The 17,368-nt window shown below is 60.9% G+C and carries 9 protein-coding genes; 5 read left to right on the top strand and 4 right to left on the bottom strand.

Annotated elements, in window-relative coordinates; all coding sequences use genetic code 11:
• Positions 1 to 111: 111 nt before the first annotated feature.
• Positions 112 to 378: a FecR/PupR family sigma factor regulator gene (locus QFX16_RS11955; RefSeq protein ID WP_283184066.1), complete on the top strand. Its 267-nt coding sequence runs from the start codon at positions 112 to 114 to the stop codon at positions 376 to 378.
• A gap of 19 nt (positions 379 to 397) precedes the next feature.
• Here QFX16_RS11955 and QFX16_RS11950 read toward each other — a convergent pair whose 3' ends face one another.
• From QFX16_RS11950 to QFX16_RS11935, 4 genes are all read right to left on the bottom strand, one after another.
• Positions 398 to 3,538, bottom strand: coding sequence for a multidrug efflux RND transporter permease subunit (locus QFX16_RS11950; RefSeq protein WP_283184065.1), 3,141 nt, complete (start codon positions 3,536 to 3,538; stop codon positions 398 to 400).
• 44 nt (positions 3,539 to 3,582) lie between these two features.
• The gene (locus QFX16_RS11945) at positions 3,583 to 4,737 is read right to left on the bottom strand and encodes an efflux RND transporter periplasmic adaptor subunit (protein ID WP_283184064.1); all 1,155 of its coding nucleotides are present in this window, start codon (positions 4,735 to 4,737) and stop codon (positions 3,583 to 3,585) included.
• Between the two features lie 71 nt (positions 4,738 to 4,808).
• Entirely contained in the window at positions 4,809 to 6,230 is a 1,422-nt protein-coding gene (locus QFX16_RS11940; RefSeq protein WP_283184063.1) for a diaminobutyrate--2-oxoglutarate transaminase, read from the bottom strand.
• 117 nt (positions 6,231 to 6,347) lie between these two features.
• Complete coding sequence (locus QFX16_RS11935) at positions 6,348 to 8,408, bottom strand: TonB-dependent receptor (RefSeq protein ID WP_283184062.1); 2,061 nt, start codon at positions 8,406 to 8,408, stop codon at positions 6,348 to 6,350.
• 259 nt (positions 8,409 to 8,667) lie between these two features.
• Here QFX16_RS11935 and QFX16_RS11930 point away from each other — a divergent pair, with 259 nt between their 5' ends.
• The 4 genes from QFX16_RS11930 to QFX16_RS11915 all read left to right on the top strand — a co-directional run bounded on the left by QFX16_RS11930 (position 8,668) and on the right by QFX16_RS11915 (position 17,334).
• Positions 8,668 to 9,645 (top strand): TauD/TfdA family dioxygenase, encoded by a 978-nt coding sequence (locus QFX16_RS11930; RefSeq protein ID WP_283184061.1) that lies wholly within the window; start codon positions 8,668 to 8,670, stop codon positions 9,643 to 9,645.
• A gap of 8 nt (positions 9,646 to 9,653) precedes the next feature.
• Positions 9,654 to 13,082, top strand: coding sequence for a condensation domain-containing protein (locus tag QFX16_RS11925; RefSeq protein WP_283184060.1), 3,429 nt, complete (start codon positions 9,654 to 9,656; stop codon positions 13,080 to 13,082).
• Positions 13,083 to 13,113: 31 nt separating this feature from the next.
• Complete coding sequence (locus tag QFX16_RS11920) at positions 13,114 to 14,160, top strand: TauD/TfdA family dioxygenase (protein ID WP_283184059.1); 1,047 nt, start codon at positions 13,114 to 13,116, stop codon at positions 14,158 to 14,160.
• A 111-nt stretch (positions 14,161 to 14,271) separates the two neighbouring features.
• Entirely contained in the window at positions 14,272 to 17,334 is a 3,063-nt protein-coding gene (locus QFX16_RS11915; protein WP_283184058.1) for a non-ribosomal peptide synthetase, read from the top strand.
• The last annotated feature ends 34 nt before the right edge of the window (positions 17,335 to 17,368 follow it).

The raw sequence follows: 17,368 nt of genomic DNA, 5'->3' as shown, positions 1-17,368 counted from the left end.
GAGTCCAAGTCTCCAGATTTAGATGCAAGACTGTTTTGTTTTGGTTTTTTTGACATTTTTTTACCAATCGCTCTCGTAGAGGGGCTTGTCCGGCCATACAGGTAGCTGTCAATGAATCCCCCCAACCCTTGCGAAATGGACGAAGAAATCCTCACTCAAGCTGCGCATTGGTGTATGCGACTGCAAGATGACACCTGTACGACCGAAGAACGCCTGGCGTTTCAGCAGTGGATTCAGACCGATCCGCGTCACGCATTCGAGTACGCCAAAATGCTTGAAATCTGGGACCTCAGCGACCAGTTACCCGACAATCAAAGCACATCGAAAAAACTGCTGACCGACACATCAGCCCGGCATAACGGCGCCCGCAAAATGTAACGTGGGAGCTGAATCCACGTTACCGCGTTCCATCGTCTGCCACGGGCTCGGTGAGGCTGACACGGCGACTACGCAACCGATTTGCCGCGGACAAGACCCAGACAAAGAACACCGGCACCCACAAGACCCCGAGCACTGTCGCCGCCAGCATACCGCCGATCACGCCTGTGCCGATCGCTCGCTGGCTGGCAGCTCCCGCACCAGTTGCAATAGCCAGAGGCACCACGCCGAGAATGAAGGCCAGGGACGTCATGACGATCGGACGAAAACGCAGACGCGCGGCCTGAGCCGCTGCTTGCGCAAGGCTCGCGCCCTGAACGTGAAGTGCCTTGGCAAACTCGACGATGAGGATTGCATTCTTCGCCGCCAGTCCAATGATCGTGATCAGCCCCACCTTGAAATAGACATCATTGGGCAGGCCCATGATCGTCACCGCGGCCACCGAACCGAGCATGCCGACAGGCACGATCAACAGCACGGCAAAGGGAATCGTCCAGCTTTCATACAGCGCCACCAGTACCAGCAGCACCACGATCAACGATAACCCCACCAGCAGCGGCACCTGATCGCTGGCCTGTTGTTCCTGAAGTGACAGCCCGGCCCATTCAAGGCTAAAACCGGCTGGTAACTGACGGGCAATTTTCTGCAGTTCTTCCATGGCTTGACCGGTGCTGTAACCCGGCGCGGCATCACCGGAAAAGCGCAGCGACGCCGACCCGTTGTAGCGCGCGATCTGCAGTGGCCCGACCTGCCACTCAAAACGACTGAAGGCTTCCAGTGGCACCAATCGGTTCTGTCGGTTGGGAACTTGCAGGCGCAGCAGCGCTTCAGGCGTCTGGCGGCTGATGCCGTCCACCTGAACGATCACCCGCTGCATCCGCCCCTGATTGGCAAACTCATTGATTTGTTCCGAACCCAGCGCCGAGGACAACGCTGAACTGATCACATCAAAACTCACGCCGAGGGCTTCGGCTTTTTCGCGGTCGATGCTGACATTGATCTGAGGCGCATCCGCAAGGCCATCCTCCATCAGGTAATCGATCACCGGCGACGCCTTGGCCGCCTCCAGTAATTGGGTTCGGGCCTTCAACAGCGCTTCGTGCCCCTGCCCTGCCAGATCCTGCAACCGTAACTCGAAACCGTTCGAGGTGCCGAGGCCGTCCACCGGCGGCGGCACCACGCTGAACAGCGTGCCGTCAGCGGCGTTCTCAAAAGCCTCATTCGCGCGTCGGGCCACCGCGTCGCTGGCCTGGCCATCGCCGCGAACCGACCAGTCCTTGAGGCTGGTAAACGACAACGCCGCGTTAGCCCCAACCCCGGAAAAACTGAACCCCATGATTGCCAGCACCTGATCCGTGGCGGGTTGCGCCAGGGCATAGTGCTCCCACGCTTGCACCGTCACATCCGTGCGCGAAGCCGAAGCTGCAGGTGGTAGCTGGATATCCGTGATGATATAGCCCTGATCCTCGGACGGCATGAATGAGGATGGCAATCGGTGATAGGCAAAAGCGAGTACCAGCAACAACATAAGGTACAGGCCCATGCTGCGAGTGCTGCGACGGACCCAGCTCGAACTGAACCGCTCGTAGCGCCGGGCCAAGGCATCGAAGCGTCGATTGAAGCCGTTCGCCCAGCGGTTGGGTCGTAGCTCTTTCGCCGGGTCGAAGGGTTTGAGCAAGGTGGCGCACAGGGCCGGCGTCAGGGTCAACGCCAGGAACCCGGAGAATAGAATCGACACCGACAGCGCCATGGAAAACTGCTGGTAGATCACCCCCACCGAACCGCCCATGAACGCCAACGGCAGGAATACCGCCGCCAGCACCAGGGTAATGCCGACAATCGCCCCGCTGATCTGCCGCATCGCTTTGCGGGTCGCGTCTTTGGGCGACAGGCGCTCCTGCGTGATCAAGCGCTCGACGTTCTCTACCACGACAATGGCGTCGTCCACCAGAATGCCAATGGCCAGCACCATGCCAAACAGGGTCATCATGTTGATCGAAAACCCCAGCGGCGCCATCACCGCGAGGGTGCCCAACAGGCAGACCGGCACCACGATGGCCGGAATCAGCGTGTAACGCAGGTTCTGCAAAAACAGCAGCATCACCAGAAACACCAGCACCATGGCTTCGATCAAAGTGTAGATGACTTGCTTGATCGCCACGTCGACAAAGTATGAGGTGTCATAAGGCACGCTCAGCGTCATGTTCGTTGGCAGCGTGCTCGACAGTTGATCCAGCCGGGCCTTGATCGCCGCCGCCGTTTGCAGCGCGTTGGCACCGGGCGCCAATTGCACCGACATGGCCGCCGCAGGTCTGCCGTTCAGGCGAGCGTCGAAGCGGTAGTCCTGACGACCCAGTTCGACTCGGGCCACATCGTGAATCCTGACACTGGAGCCGTCGTCATTAGCCCACAGCACAATGTTGCCGAACGCCTCCACGGATTCGAGCTGACCCTGCACCATGACGGTGGCGGTAATGTGCTGCTCGACAGGCCCCGGACGTTCGCCCATGCTGCCGGCGGGTACTTGCACGTTCTGTCCGGCGATGGCCTTACTTACATCGGCCATCGACAGGTTGTAACCCACAAGCCGGGCAGGATCGACCCAGATGCGCATGGCCCGTTCGGCGGTGTACATCTGCACCCGCCCTACTCCGGCCACGCGGCGAATCTCGTTATTGATGCCCCGCGCGGCGTAATCCGCCAGCCCGATCGAATCCTGCTGCCCATCGGTGTAGGACAAGGCATAGATCATCAGAAAATTGGCACGTACCTGTTCCACTTTCAGGCCTTGCTCGATCACCGCTTGGGGCAAGCGCCCGACTACCCGTTGCAAGCGGTTCTGGACGTCGACCTGCGCCATGTCGGGATCGATGCCCGGCTTGAAGGTGATGGTGGTTTCTGCACTGCCGTTGGCACTGTTGGATTCGTAATACAGCAAATCCTTGAGGCCGTTGAGCTCCTCCTCGATCAGGCTGGTGATGTTCTGATTGATGATCTGCGCCGAGGCACCGGGGTAGCTGGCACTGACACTGATTTGCGGCGGTGCTACGTCCGGGTATTGGCTGACCGGCAAGGTGCCCAGGGTCAGCGCTCCTGCCAGCGCGATGAACAACGCGATGACCCAGGCGAAGTTCGGACGGTTAATGAAAAAATCGGGCATCGGTAAGATCCTGGCTAACAACCGTGGGTAAAAGCGTCACGCCCTCAGTTATGGGCCTGCTGTTCGGCCGAGGTGATTATGTTGACCCTGGTGCCGACACTGAGCTTGTCGGCGCGCTCGACCACCACTTGCTCGCCGGCCACTAGTCCCTGAGTGATCTGCCAGTCGGAACCAAGCATCGCGCCGGTGCTGACCACGCGTTCGCGCACCACCCCCTGGGAGTCCACCAGCATTAACCTGGCCTGGCCGTCGACACCACGCTGCACCGCTTGCTGCGGCACGAACAACGCTTGCGGGTCGATCCCCGCCGGCGCTACGACCCGCACATACATGCCAGGCAGAAGTACGCTGTCCGGATTAGGAAACTCGCCGCGCAAGGTGACTTGCCCGGTGCTTCGATCGACCGAAATATCGGAGAACATCAGCTTGCCTTGTCGGGTTTGTGTCGGGCTGCCAAGTTGTATTGACACCTGCGCTGCGCCCGCTCCAGTCAGGGTCAACCGACCACTGGCGACGGCTTGCTGCAAGGCCACGATCTGATCGACGGACTGGGTAAAGTCGGCGTAAATCGGGTCCAGTTGCTGAATCCGCGCCATTTGCGTGGCTTCGTCCTGGCCTACCAGTGCGCCCTCGCTGACCAGGGCGCGGCCGATACGGCCACTGATCGGCGCTCGCACCTGACAGTAACCGAGGTTGAGTCGGGCGGTCGCCACATCGGCTTGAGCGGCCAGGCGGTTAGCCTTGGCGCTCTTGAGATCAGAGACCGCGTCGTCGAATACCTGAGGGCTGACAGCGTTGATTTCCACCAGTTGTTTGTAGCGCTGTACGTGAGCGTTGGCGCGATAGACATCCGCCTCAGTCTTGGCCAGGGCGCCTTCGACCCGCATCAAGGCGGACTTCAGTGGTGCCGGGTCGATGCTGAAAAGCAGTTGACCAGCCTTGACGTCGCTGCCCTCTTCAAAATGACGGGTCAACACAACACCGGCAATTCGTGCGCGCACCTCGGCGATGCGCACCGGTTCGATTCGGCCAGGCAGGTCTGAGGTCATGGCAAACGGTCGGGGTTGCACGGTGAGCGTCTTGACCTGCGGCGGCGACGTACTGTGTTCAGCGGACTGATCCTGTGCTCCACAGCCGTTCAATGCCAATACGGTCGCCAGCACCCACGTCGGTTTTATCGTCGCTAAAGCCTTACGCATTATCAGTCCCTGTTCAAAACCAAAACGGGCTTGCCGTTCCGTGTCGGCAAACCCTGTGCATCGGCAGATCATTAACGCGTGGAGCGCTCATTGATCGAGCTCGCTGCCTGGAACAGGATTTGTGCGACGAAATCGATTTCCTGTTCGGTGATGATCAGCGGCGGCAAGAAGCGGACGGTCGCACCGTGGCGTCCGCCGAGCTCGACGATCAAACCGTGTTTCAGGCAAGCCTGCTGGAAGGCCTTGGCCCGGACCGCGTCTACCGGCGGGTGACCCTGTACGTCGAGGGCGCCTTGCGGGTCGACGATTTCCATGCCGAGCATTAAACCACGACCGCGAACATCGCCAATCCAGGCGAATTCGCTTTGCAGCATCTGTAACTGCTTACACAGATGCGCGCCAGCGGTTTCGGCGTGTGCCACCAAGCCTTGATCGCGGATGAAACGCAAGGTCGCGGTGCCCGCGGCCATTGCCAGTTGATTGCCACGGAACGTGCCGGCGTGGGCACCCGGCTGCCAGACATCCAGCGAATCGTTGTAGACCATGACCGACAGCGGCAGACCGCCACCGATGGCTTTGGACAAGGTAATGACGTCAGGCGTGATACCCGATTGCTCAAAGCCGAACATCCTGCCGCTGCGGGCGATGCCGCACTGGATCTCGTCGACGATCAACGGAATTCCGTGGGCCTTGGTCAATCGACGAAGCTCCTGAAGCCAGCGGTCCGGCGCGGCAATCACCCCGCCCTCGCCCTGGATCGGCTCCAGAATCATTGCTGCCGGTGCGGTGACACCGCTTTCCGGGTCGTTGAGCAAATGCTCGAGGTAACGCACGTTCAACATCACACCCTGATCACCGGCCACACCGAATGGGCAACGGTAATCGTGGGGGAACGGCAGGCGCTGAACACCTGGCATCAAGGCGCCGAGGGCATTCTTCGGCGACAGGTTACCGCTGATCGCCAGTGTCCCTAGGGTCATACCGTGGTAAGCCCCTTCAAACGCCAGCACCGAATGGCGTCCGGTGGCGGTGCGAGTCAGTTTCAGCGCTGCTTCGACCGCGTCGGCCCCGCTTGGGCCGCAAAACTGGATGCGCGCATTGCGCGCGAATTCTGTAGGCAGACAGCCAAAAATTTCCTGTACGAATGCATCCTTCACCGGCGTCATGAGGTCCAGAGTGTGCATGGGCACACCGGCCGCCATGACCTGAGTGATGGCTTCGATAATCACCGGGTGGTTATGACCCAGCGCCAGGGTGCCGGCACCGGCCAGGCAATCGACGAACACTTGTCCGCGACTGTCCTGCACATAAATACCATGGGCTCGTTCGAGCACAAGCGGAATGCGCCGAGGGTAACTGCGGGCGTTGGATTCCTGCTGTTGCTGGCGCTCCAGCATCGGCGTCGGATCAAGGCAGTAAGGACTCGACAGACCGGTGTGCAACAGGCGTAGCTGTTGCGCGCCACCCGACGTGACATTCGAAAAAGCACTCATGATTTCCTCCAGGGAGGCTGGGTTTGGAAAGGAACAGGGCTGCCTGAAAACGAACGTTTCAGGCAGCGACAGCCGTAAAGCCGGACGCGGGGAATCGGCTTCCCCGCGCCCTTGGGTTTACATGTCGTAACGCAGAACCAGACCCACAGTGCGCGGGGCACCGACATCGATGATGTCGCCGCTGCGGTTGTTGGTGATGTATTCCTTGTCGAAGGCGTTTTTCACGTAACCGGATACGGCGATGTTCTTGGTGATCTTGTACTCGGCGTTGAAGTTGGCCAGCCAGTAAGCGTCGCTCTTGCGCTCATCAGTGACTTGACCCGCGTCATCGAAATCGTACTCCGACGGCGAGGTGCTCTGGTAAATGACGTCGGTGTTCAGGGTCAACCGGTCATTCCAGCGATAGGTACTGCCCAGCGACATCTTGTACTTGGGCGAATAGAGGAAGTCCTCGCCACTCATGTCCCTGCCATCGCCCGTGACGAAGTCCTTGTACTTGCCATCGGTAACGGAGGCACCGGCCGTCAGGGTCAGCTGTTCGGTGAAGTCCTTCTCGAGGGAGACTTCCAGGCCCTTGATGTCACTGCGTCCGGCGTTGAACACGTGAACGAACTCGGTGTTCTGATCCAGCACACTGACCTGCTGGTCTTTCCAGTCGGTGTAGTACAGGTTGGCGCGGGTACGCAGGGTCTGGTCGAAGAACGAGCCTCGGTAGGACAGCTCGTAGTTGGTGGTGTACTCCGGATCGTAAGCTTCGTGACCGGTACCGGTACGAACGTTGACGCCACCGCCGCGATAGCCTTTCTGCACCATAAAGCCTACGTACTGATTGGCAGCCAGTTCATAGTCGATACCCAGCTTCGGCAATACGGCATCGAACGACTTGCTGGTTTTGCCCGAGGAGGAGAAGTCATCCTGTTCGATATCGGTGTCGTTCTTCTCGTGGTCGTAGCGCAGCCCGGTGATCAGTGTCCAGCGCGGGGCGAACGTCCAGTTGATTTCACCGAACACCGCCTTGTTTTCTATCGTCGTATCGCCCTTGACGGTGCCGACCAGTTCGTTGTCAAACAACAACCGGTCGTGGAAGTTGTTGGTGTTGTGGCCGTAGTAGACACCCATGAAGCTCTTCACCGTGTCACCGGTGTAGTTCAGGCGCAGCTCCTGATTGAACAGGTCACCATCCTGCTTGCGCAGAACGACCTCGTTGGCATCGGCTGTCTGGTCGAAGTCCAGGCGGGCGTCGTAGTCCGAACGGGTATTGGCGGTGAGGCTGGTTATGGACCAGTTGTCGTCCAGGCGGTAATCCACCTTGGCGCTGACGGTGTCTTGTTCGAGTTTGTCGAAAGCCTTGGTGTCGGACGACACGTCGTAATAGCGGACCTTGCCGTTTTCGCGCATGACCGAGTTATCGCCCTTGCGGCTTTCACCGTGGGCGTAAGTCAGCAGCACATCCAGATCGTCGTTCGGCAGGATCAGCAGCTTGCCACGGGCATTGTAGGTGCGGGTCGGGTTGGCATCATTATCGAGTGCGATGTTGTCGATGTAACCGTCACCGTCCTGGTAATCCACGGCGATACGACCGGCGATCTTGTCATCGACGATCGCGCCACCACCAGCAAGCGCCCCACCGCTCTCACCGTAGTTGCCCATGTTGCCCTGTAATGAAAGGCTCGGTTCGAAAGTCGGGTTCTTGGTCTGGATGACGACCGCACCGGCCAGCGAGTTGCGGCCCTGGGTAGTGGACTGCGGACCGAGGAACACTTCGACCTGCTCGACGTCCCACAGCGGCATCGGGCTGAGGGTCAGTGCGCGGTTCGGTTGCACGGCGCCGTCGACGAACACCGAAACCGCACCGTTGAGCGTGGCCGGGCCCTGGTCTTCGAAACCGGATACCGGCACGCCTCGAATACCCCAGTTTTCGTTGCCGGACTGGTTGTAGACACCCGGCGTACGGGCGAACACATCAACCAGGTCGTGGTCCTCTTTCTCGCGCAGTTGCTTGCCGGTCACCACAACGACACTCGACTGGGTTTTCTCCAGGGTGCGGTTGATCTTTTCACCCGTCACCGTGATCGGAGCGATCTCCATTGTGTTCGACTGCTCGGCCGCCCATGCGCTGTTAGCCAGGCAGACCGCCGAACCCACAGCCAACGCAATTGTGTTCTTTTTGAAATTCACGCCCCGCTCCCATGCGACAGATATTTTTTGTTTTTCCGGCCGGCCAAATGCTCATTGGGGCCAGCGGGGCGGAGTCTAATCCAAAAAAAAACTTAAATAAATAGTATTGATAATCTATCTCATTAACACCTAATATGCCGCCGTGTATCAGAGCGAATACATTTCAGTCGAACTCTGCAACGGCGGCCTCTGCCCTGTTTTCAAGGCCTGTCCAAGCCGCCCGACTGGCCGAATAAAGATAAAAAAGGATGTGCAAAGGATGACCTCAATCGAACACCTGAGCGGGCGTTCCGAGTCTTTCTCCATTGCTCCAGCGGAAGGCAACGAGCCGTTGTTACCCGTGCTGGTGCAGGCGGCGCCAGGACAGTCAATTCATGATCTCGATGCGTCGGTTCGCAACACGTTGCCCCAGGCACTGACCACCATTGGCGGCGTGCTGTTTCGAGGATTCACCGTCGCCACGCCTATCGACTTCAAGCGCTTCGCCGCCAGTTTCGGCGCACCGCTGGCCAGCTACGAATTCGGTTCCACGCCACGCAGCAAAGTCTTCGCCGGGGTCTATAGCTCTACCGAATACCCGGCCCATCAATTCATTCCTTTGCACAACGAGCAGGCCTACACCCGACCGTGGCCTTCGCGCATCTGGTTCCACTGCATCAAGGCCAGTGAGACCGGTGGCGAAACACCGATTGCCGACAGCCGCCTGATCTACCAGCGCATGCCCGCCGAGATCCGCGAACTGTTTGCCAGTCGCGAGCTGCTTTATGTACGTAACTACAGCGGCGCGCTGGATCTGCCGTGGCAGAAAGTGTTCAACACCGAAGACCGTGCCCAGGTCGAGCGCTATTGCCGGGACAACGACATCGAGTGGGAATGGAAAGCCGATGGCGACCTGCGCACCCGTCAGCGTTGCGCCGCCGTGCTGCAGCATCCCGATACCGGTGAGTGGGTCTGGTTCAATCAGGCGCACTTGTTTCATGTCTCGGCCATCGAGCCGGGCGTGCGCGCCAGCTTGCTGGCCGCGGTGGGGGAAGAGAACCTGCCCCGCCACGTCTACTTCGGCAACGGCTCGGTGATTCCCGATGAGGTGCTCGACACCGTGCGCGAGGTCTATCGCCAGACCGCCATCAGTTTCCCCTGGCAACCCGGCGACGTCCTGATGCTCGACAATCGACTGGTCGCACACGGCCGAAATCCTTACACCGGTGACCGCAAAGTCATCGTTGCCATGGCGTGAATCCCACCATGTTCTCATTCAATCACTGGATCGAAGTGCTGGAGGCCAATGCCCAGCACTTCCCGCAGCGTGCTGCCCTGCACTTCTTGCCGGACGGCGTCGAGATCGGCGAAACCCTGACCTTTGCCCAACTGCACGAGCAGTCCCAATCCCTGGCGGCCGCGCTGCAATCGCGCTATGCGTCAGGCGATCGTGTGCTGTTGATGTTGCCCAGCAGCCTCGACTACGCCCGTGCGTTCTGCGCGTGTTTATATGCCGGCCTGATCGCCGTGCCGTTGTTCCCACCACCGTCGCGCAAACCGCGCCACCTGGATCGCGTGCGCAACGTGGTGGTGGATGCACAGCCGGCACTGATTCTGGCACCGGAGGAACATTGCCAGGGTTTGCTGGAACTGGTGGAAGGCAAGGTCGACGTGTCGACCGTCCAGGACCTCGGTCTGCCGCCGGTCAGTGAATGGATGCGTCCGGATGTCGACGGTGCGACCGTTGCCTTCCTGCAATACACCTCAGGCTCCACCGGCACACCCAAAGGCGTTGAAGTGCGTCAGCGCAACCTGATCGCCAACGTCGAACTGATGCGCCAGGCCTATGGTTTCGATGAGCATGGCGGGATGGTCAACTGGCTGCCGCTGTACCACGACATGGGTTTGATCGGTGGCATGCTGGCCCCGCTTTACAGCGGTATGCCCTGCTACCTGATGGCTTCACAGACTTTCGTCAACGCGCCGTCGACCTGGCTTCAGGCGTTGAGCCGCTACCGCGCCACCGCCAGTTTTGCCCCCAACTTCGCCTATGCCCTGTGCAATCGGGTGGTCAGCGACAACCTGATTGCCCAGCTCGACTTGAGTGCCTGGCAACACGCAATCAACGGCGCCGAGCCGATCCACCCCGGCACCCTTGAAGCCTTTGCCCAGCGCTTTGCCGCTTGCGGCCTCAACCCTTTGGCCATCAGCCCCGGTTATGGCCAGGCCGAAGCCACGCTGTGTGTCAGCGCCACGCCAGCCGACGCGCTGCCGGTGGTGCTTCGCTTGGATAAAGCAGTGCTGGAAACCGGTCGTGTTGCTCTGGCGGTCACCGATGCCGCCGCCGTGGAATTCGTCGCCTGCGGTTACCCGCAGGCCTTGCATGACATTGCCATTGCTGATCCTCAGAGTCACGAGCGCTGCGCCGATGACCGCATTGGCGAAGTCTGGCTGAGGGGCCCGAGCAACGCCGAAGCCTATTGGAAAAAACCAGAAGCCAGTCGCGAAGCCTTTGAAGCACGCATTGTCGGCGAGCCGGGCCATTACCTGCGTTCCGGCGACCTGGGCTTCATGCACGAAGGTCAGGTGGTGATCTGCGGGCGTCTCAAGGACTTGCTGATTCTCAACGGACGCAACCTGTACCCCCACGACATCGAATTCGCCATTACCGATTCCGAGCCGGGCATTCGTACCGGGCGCATCGCCGCGTTTTCGGAAATGGACCCACTGCTGGGCCGCGAGAAACTGGTGATCGTCGCCGAGCCACAACGCAAGTTCGTCGACCCGGCGCATCATCCTGCGCTGTTTGCATCGATGCAAAACGCCGTACGCGAAGCCGCCGACTGCGGCATCGATCAGATTGTGCTGGTAGAAGCCGGCACCATCCCGATGACCACCAGCGGCAAGATCGCCCGTCAAGGCGCGCGCAAACAACTGGCCGCAGGCACGTTGAGCATCATCGCCCAGAGCGGTGGGCAGCTCGCCTCGAGCAACGACACCATCGACCTCATTCAACTAAGGCATCGGGTCGGCAATGCGCCACATCTCGCGCAAACCGCGTGCCGCCAATGGCTGGAGCAAACCCTGCGCGAGGTCAATCCGTACCTCGCGGCAGACTTCGAACTCAGCCTGATCGGACTGGGCCTGGACTCCATCAGCGTGGCCGACTTCGCCGCCCGACTGCACAAGGATCTGGGCTGGAACCTCGATATTCAAAGTCTGTTCGGTGAAAAGACCCTGGCAGAATGGGCGCTGGCCTTGCAGGTATACCTGAGCGATTCGGCCCCGGCGCCCAGCGTCTCGAGCACCCGTGCAAACTTCAGCCGAAGTCGCCAATCCTTCGCCCAAAGCCGCCTGTGGTTCTTGCGTCAACTGAACCCCGACAACACTCGGCATAACCTGGTGTTGCACCTGAGCCTGCAAGGCTCTCTGAATATCGAGACCCTGGCGCTACGGCTGAACACGCTGGTCAACCGTCACAGCGTATTGCGTACGGTGTATCGCGACGGGGTCAATGGCCCGCAGCAACAGGTGTTGCCGGCCAGCGCCGTGCCACTGACCTTGCACGACCTGCGTAACCGGAGCGAGCCGCAGCAACAGCAAGCACTCCACGATTGTCTGGCCAATGAACACGCCACGCCGGTTGAACTGGAAACCGGCCCGCTGCTGCGCGCGCAACTGTTCAGCCGCAACGACGAGAGACACGACCTGCTGCTGACCCTGCATCACATCGCTTTCGACGGCCGCTCGGCGCAAGTGTTGCTGGCGGAACTAGCCGGTGTCACCGACACCGACCAACCAGTGCAGTACCTGGATTTCGCCCACTGGGAAGCCGAACACTGGAGCGCACAACGTATAGCTGCCGAACAGGACTTCTGGCGTGAGCATCTGGCGCATGTGCCTCAAACCCTCGACCTGGGTGGCAGCGGCCAGACTCAAGGCGAGCACAGCCTGAACTTCACCGTGCCTCAGGCCATCTGCGAACACCTCGCAGCCATGGCCCGCGAACACGGCATGACGCTGTTCATGCTGTTGCTGACCAGCTATCAACTGGTGCTCAAGCAATTGAGTGGCCAGGAGCAATTTCTGCTGGGTACCGATGTCAGCGGCCGGCCGTTGGCGGAACACAACGACGTCATCGGTTTCTTCGTCAACCAATTGACCCTGCGCTGCGACCTGCGCGGTGAGCCGACCCTGGCTGGTTTTCTTGAGCGGGTCCGCGATGGCGCGCGGCAGGCCTACGCCCATCAGGGCCTGCCTTTCGATCTGGCGGTGTCGGCACTGGCACCGGAGCGCCGTCCCGGTCACTCGCCGCTGTTCCAGGTCAAGCTCAACTATCAACCGTCGCGTGTAACACCGACCGATATCGCCGGGGCGCACATGGCCGCGCTGGACGTGGCGCAGGCACCGGGCGATTTCCACCTGGTGCTCGATCTGGTGCATGGCGCCGAAGGCATCGACGCAACCCTCAAATACCGCGGCGACTGCTTCGATCAGGATCGCGCCTTGCGCCTGCAACATCTGTGGACGCGTCTGTTGGGCGAAACCCGCAACCTACTGGACGAGCCGCTGCCGGCACTGGTCGAACGCCTCGACGCATGGGATCAAACGTTTCAGCGCGAACGCCAGCAGTCCCAAGCCCTGGCCGGGCGCAGCCAGCTGATGCAAACCAAACGTCGCTCCTTGACCCTTTAACCCAGATCCATTAACCCAGTTGGATGCCTTTATGTCTATCGTGCCCCCACCGTCTCGCGCCCTCGGCGCTGTGCGCCGCAAAGCCATGAACGTCTCGGAACAGCAACTGGTCAGCGAGCGTTTGCTCAGCCCCGACCACGCCTTGCCGCTGGTGATCGAGCCGGCGGTCAGCGGCGTCGATCTGGTTGCCTGGGCAACCCGGGAACGTGAAAGCCTGGAGAAGAAACTGCTGCAATACGGTGCCCTGCTGTTTCGCGGTTTCTCCGTATTGTCCGTGGAGCAATTCGACCAAGTGATCGCCGCCCTCTCCCCCGGCGCGCTGGAATACATGTTCCGCGCCTCGCCGCGCACCCGGGTCGGCGGCAACATCTACACCTCGACCGATTACCCGGCCGACCAGATGATTTTCCCGCACAACGAACATTCCTATTCGCCACGCTTTCCGCTGCGTTTGTTCTTCTATTGCCATATCCCGTCCGAAACCGGTGGCGAAACGCCGATCGGCTCGACTCGTGCCGTGAAGGCGAGCATCAGCCCCGAGATCGAAGCACGTTTCCGTGAAAAAGGTGTGCTGTACGTTCGCAATTACGGCGACGGCTTCGGCCTGCCGTGGCAGACCGTGTTCCAGTCCGAAGACCGCAGCGAAGTGGAAGCCTACTGCGCCAGCGTTGGCATCGAAGTGGAATGGAAAGAAAACAACCGCTTACGCACCCGCCAGCGTGGGCCGGCGTTGGTGCGTCACCCGCGTACCGGCGAAGAAGTCTGGTTCAACCACGCGACCTTCTTCCACATCAGCACCCTGCCCCCGGCGATCCGCGATTCGCTGCAAAGCAACTTCAACGACCTCGACCTGCCTACCAACACCTTTTATGGCGACGGCGAACCGATCGAACCGCAAGTACTGGAGTCCCTGCGAGCAGCCTACCTCGACTCGCTGGTGCGGTTCAGTTGGCAGCAGGGCGACGTGTTGTTCATCGACAACATGCTCGCGGTACACGGTCGTGAACCCTTCACCGGCAAGCGCGCAATCATGACGGGCATGGCCGAAGCCCTGCTGCAGAGTGACGTTGCCGTCTGACTTTCAGCGGGTGCACCCGTTGCTCGCCAGAGGCTGCCTGACATCTGTTCGGCGAGCCTCAGCGCCGCTGTCGTGCCCCAGTTTCAAGCCCCATTTTTAGTCGAGTTGAACATGAGCGGACTTCAAGGTTTTCGTATTTCGCCGCAACAGGCATCGGTGTACCCGCACATCAACGACGCGGTCGAACACTCGTTCAGTTGCCATTTGCAGTGGTCGTTATCCCGGCCGGTGGACGCCGACGCGCTGAACAGCCGTCTGCTGGCGCTGATGGCCGACAGTGAAATCCTGCGCACGCGCCTGATGCCGGTGCCGGGCCTGCGCCACCCGGTGCAAGTGATTCACGACAACTGCGCACTGGCGGTGACCGTTCAGGACTTGCGTCAGCGCAGCTGCGCCGAACAGGAAATCGAGTTGACCCGCCTTGCCGCGCAGGCCCGCGACTGGACGAATCCGCTCGCCGTGACGCTGGTGCAACTGTCGAACGAACAATCGGTGCTGGACCTGGCCGCCGCCAGCAGCCACTTCGACCTCGCCAGCCTGAAACTGCTGGCGGGCGTATTGCTGCAAGACACCCAACCCGACCTGTCCGAATCGCTGCAATACGCCGATTACGCCGAGTGGCGCTGGAGCCTGACGGAAGACGAGCCGGACCATCCGGGCGTGAACTTCTGGAAACCTTTGAGCGAAACCGAACAGCCGACCTTGCAGCTGTCGCTTGAAGACACCATCGGCAGCGGATTTGTGCCGGCACATATGGAGATCGCAGTCCCCACCGATCTCGCCCGCCACCCGGCCCTGACCTCAAACCTGATGCTGACTGCCTGGGCCGCAGTACTCGGACGACTCGCCGGCCAGCAGCAGGTCCCGATCACATTGATCCACGAAAGCCGTGGCCCGGAACTGGAAAACGCTTTGGGTTTGTTCGAGCAGTGCCTGCCGGTGCGCATCGATCTGGATGCTCAGACGACCCTACTGGAGCAAAGCAAACATGTCGGCGCCACGGTCGAACGGACTGTTGGCTGGCAGGACTATTACACCCAGAACCTCAATGGTGGTTACGCCTTTGCCTGGCGTTCGGGCGATGCCCAGGAACGTTTTGCCAGCGCTGTAATGAACCCGGTAAAGGCCTGCCTGAATGTACGACAATTGCCCGACAGCCTTCAGGCCCACATCGTTTACGACCGCCACACGCTAAGCGCCGAAGCGGCGGCCTGTCTCGCCGAACAATGGCTGCAACTGCTGCTGGGCGCGTTGGCCGAACCGCAGCAAGCCTGGGCTCATCTGCCACTGAACGGACCGCTTCAGGCACAGATCATCGGTGCCCAACCGAGCTTGCCGTCGATTGAACCGGTGACCCTGGTCGAGCTGATTGCCCGTCAGGTTCAGCAGCAACCGAACGCTATCGCGCTCAGCGACAAGGACGGCGACCTGAGCTACGCCCAGCTCGATGCCTGCGCGACTTATCTGGCCCATCAACTGGCGGCGGCCGGGATCGGTCCGGGCGTGCCCGTCGGCATTCTGTTCGCCCGCAGCAACGCCGCCATCATCGCCATGCTTGCGGTATTGAAGGCCGGTGGCGCTTACGTGCCGGTTGATCCGACCTACCCGGCGGATCGCCGCGCCTACATGCTCGCCGACAGCGCCATTGCACACATCGTGGTCAGCGCCGAGCTGGCCGACAGCGTGCCCGCCAGCCTGCAACGCTTCGTGCTGGATGACCTGACGACCTCCAACACCAACGACCTGCCGCCACTGCCCATGCCCGACGCGGATGACCTGGCGTACCTGATTTACACCTCCGGTTCCACCGGCGCACCGAAAGCCGTGGAAATCAGCCACGGTGCACTGAGTTTCTCCACGCAGGTACGCATGGCCGCTTATGAGGCGCCGGTGCGCGCCTACCTGCTGCTGTCATCGTTTGCCTTCGACAGCTCGGTCGCCGGGATCTTCTGGACCCTGGCCCAGGGCGGGCGTCTGGTGCTGCCAGCGACCGGCGAAGAGCTTGAGATGGCCCGTCTGGCGCAGTTGATTGCCCAGCATCGGGTCAGCCACGGTCTATCGCTGCCGTCGCTGTATCAGGCCTTGCTCGATCAGTTACAGCGTGCCGGGGCTGTCGACAGCCTTGAGTGCTGGATTGTCGCCGGTGAAGCCTGCCCGCCATCGTTGATCGCCCAGCACAGCAAAACCTTGCCGCACGCGCGACTAGTGAATGAATACGGCCCCACCGAAGCCACGGTCTGGGCCACTTATGAAGTGCTGGACCCGAGCCGGGCGTTGACCATTGGCCGGCCGATTGCCGGCATGGACCTGCGCGTACTGAACGAACACGGCGTCACCAGCGGCATCGGCGAACCGGGCGAAATCGTCCTCGCCGGCCCAACCCTGGCGCGGGGTTATCGCAATAAGCCCGAAGAAACCGCCAAGGCCTTCGTCACCCTGGCCGATGGCACCCGCGCCTACAGCACCGGCGACCTGGCCTGCTGGCTGGCTGATGGGCGCCTGGCGTTCCTCGGCCGCAAGGACCATCAGGTCAAGTTGCGCGGCTACCGCATCGAACTCGGGGAAATCGAGCGTCAACTGTGCAGCCATAGCGATGTGCGCGAAGCCGCAGTGATCGTGCAGGAGCACGCCGCCGGCAAGCGTCTGCTGGCCTACATCCTGGCCGCTCATGGCTACGCGCCGGACTCGGAAGCGATCAAGCGCTTTCTCGGTGAACGCCTGCCGTCGTACATGGTGCCGGCCCGGGTGCTGACCCTGGCGACCTTCCCGCGCACGCCCAACGGCAAGCTCGACACTCGCCAGTTACCCGACCCGGACCAGTTCGACGAAGGCGCCCATGTGGAACCGCGCAATGCGATGGAAACCACCCTGCAAACGATCGTCGCCAAGGTCTTGAAGCTGTCGACCGTGAGCGTCACCGAGAATTTCTTTGCCATCGGCGGCGACTCGATCCTGAGCCTGCAAGTAGTGGCCCAGGCCCACGAGCAAGGCATCGCGCTTTCCGCCAAGCATGTATTTGAGCGCCAGACCATCGCTGCCATGGCTGAAGTTGCACAGCCGCTGGCCGCCATTGCCGTGGAGCCGCAACCCGACAGCACCGAGTTCAGCGCCTCGGGTATGTCCGATGACGAAATGCAAGCGCTGATGGCCGAACTGAACGAGGCCGACCTGTGACCGGTTTCCCTCGCCGCCGCGCCATCGCCGTTGC

The organism is Pseudomonas svalbardensis (assembly GCF_030053115.1).
Classification (GTDB): domain Bacteria; phylum Pseudomonadota; class Gammaproteobacteria; order Pseudomonadales; family Pseudomonadaceae; genus Aquipseudomonas; species Aquipseudomonas svalbardensis.
The sequence above is the reverse complement of the archived record's forward strand: the minus strand, read 5'-3'. Positions and strand labels throughout refer to the sequence as shown.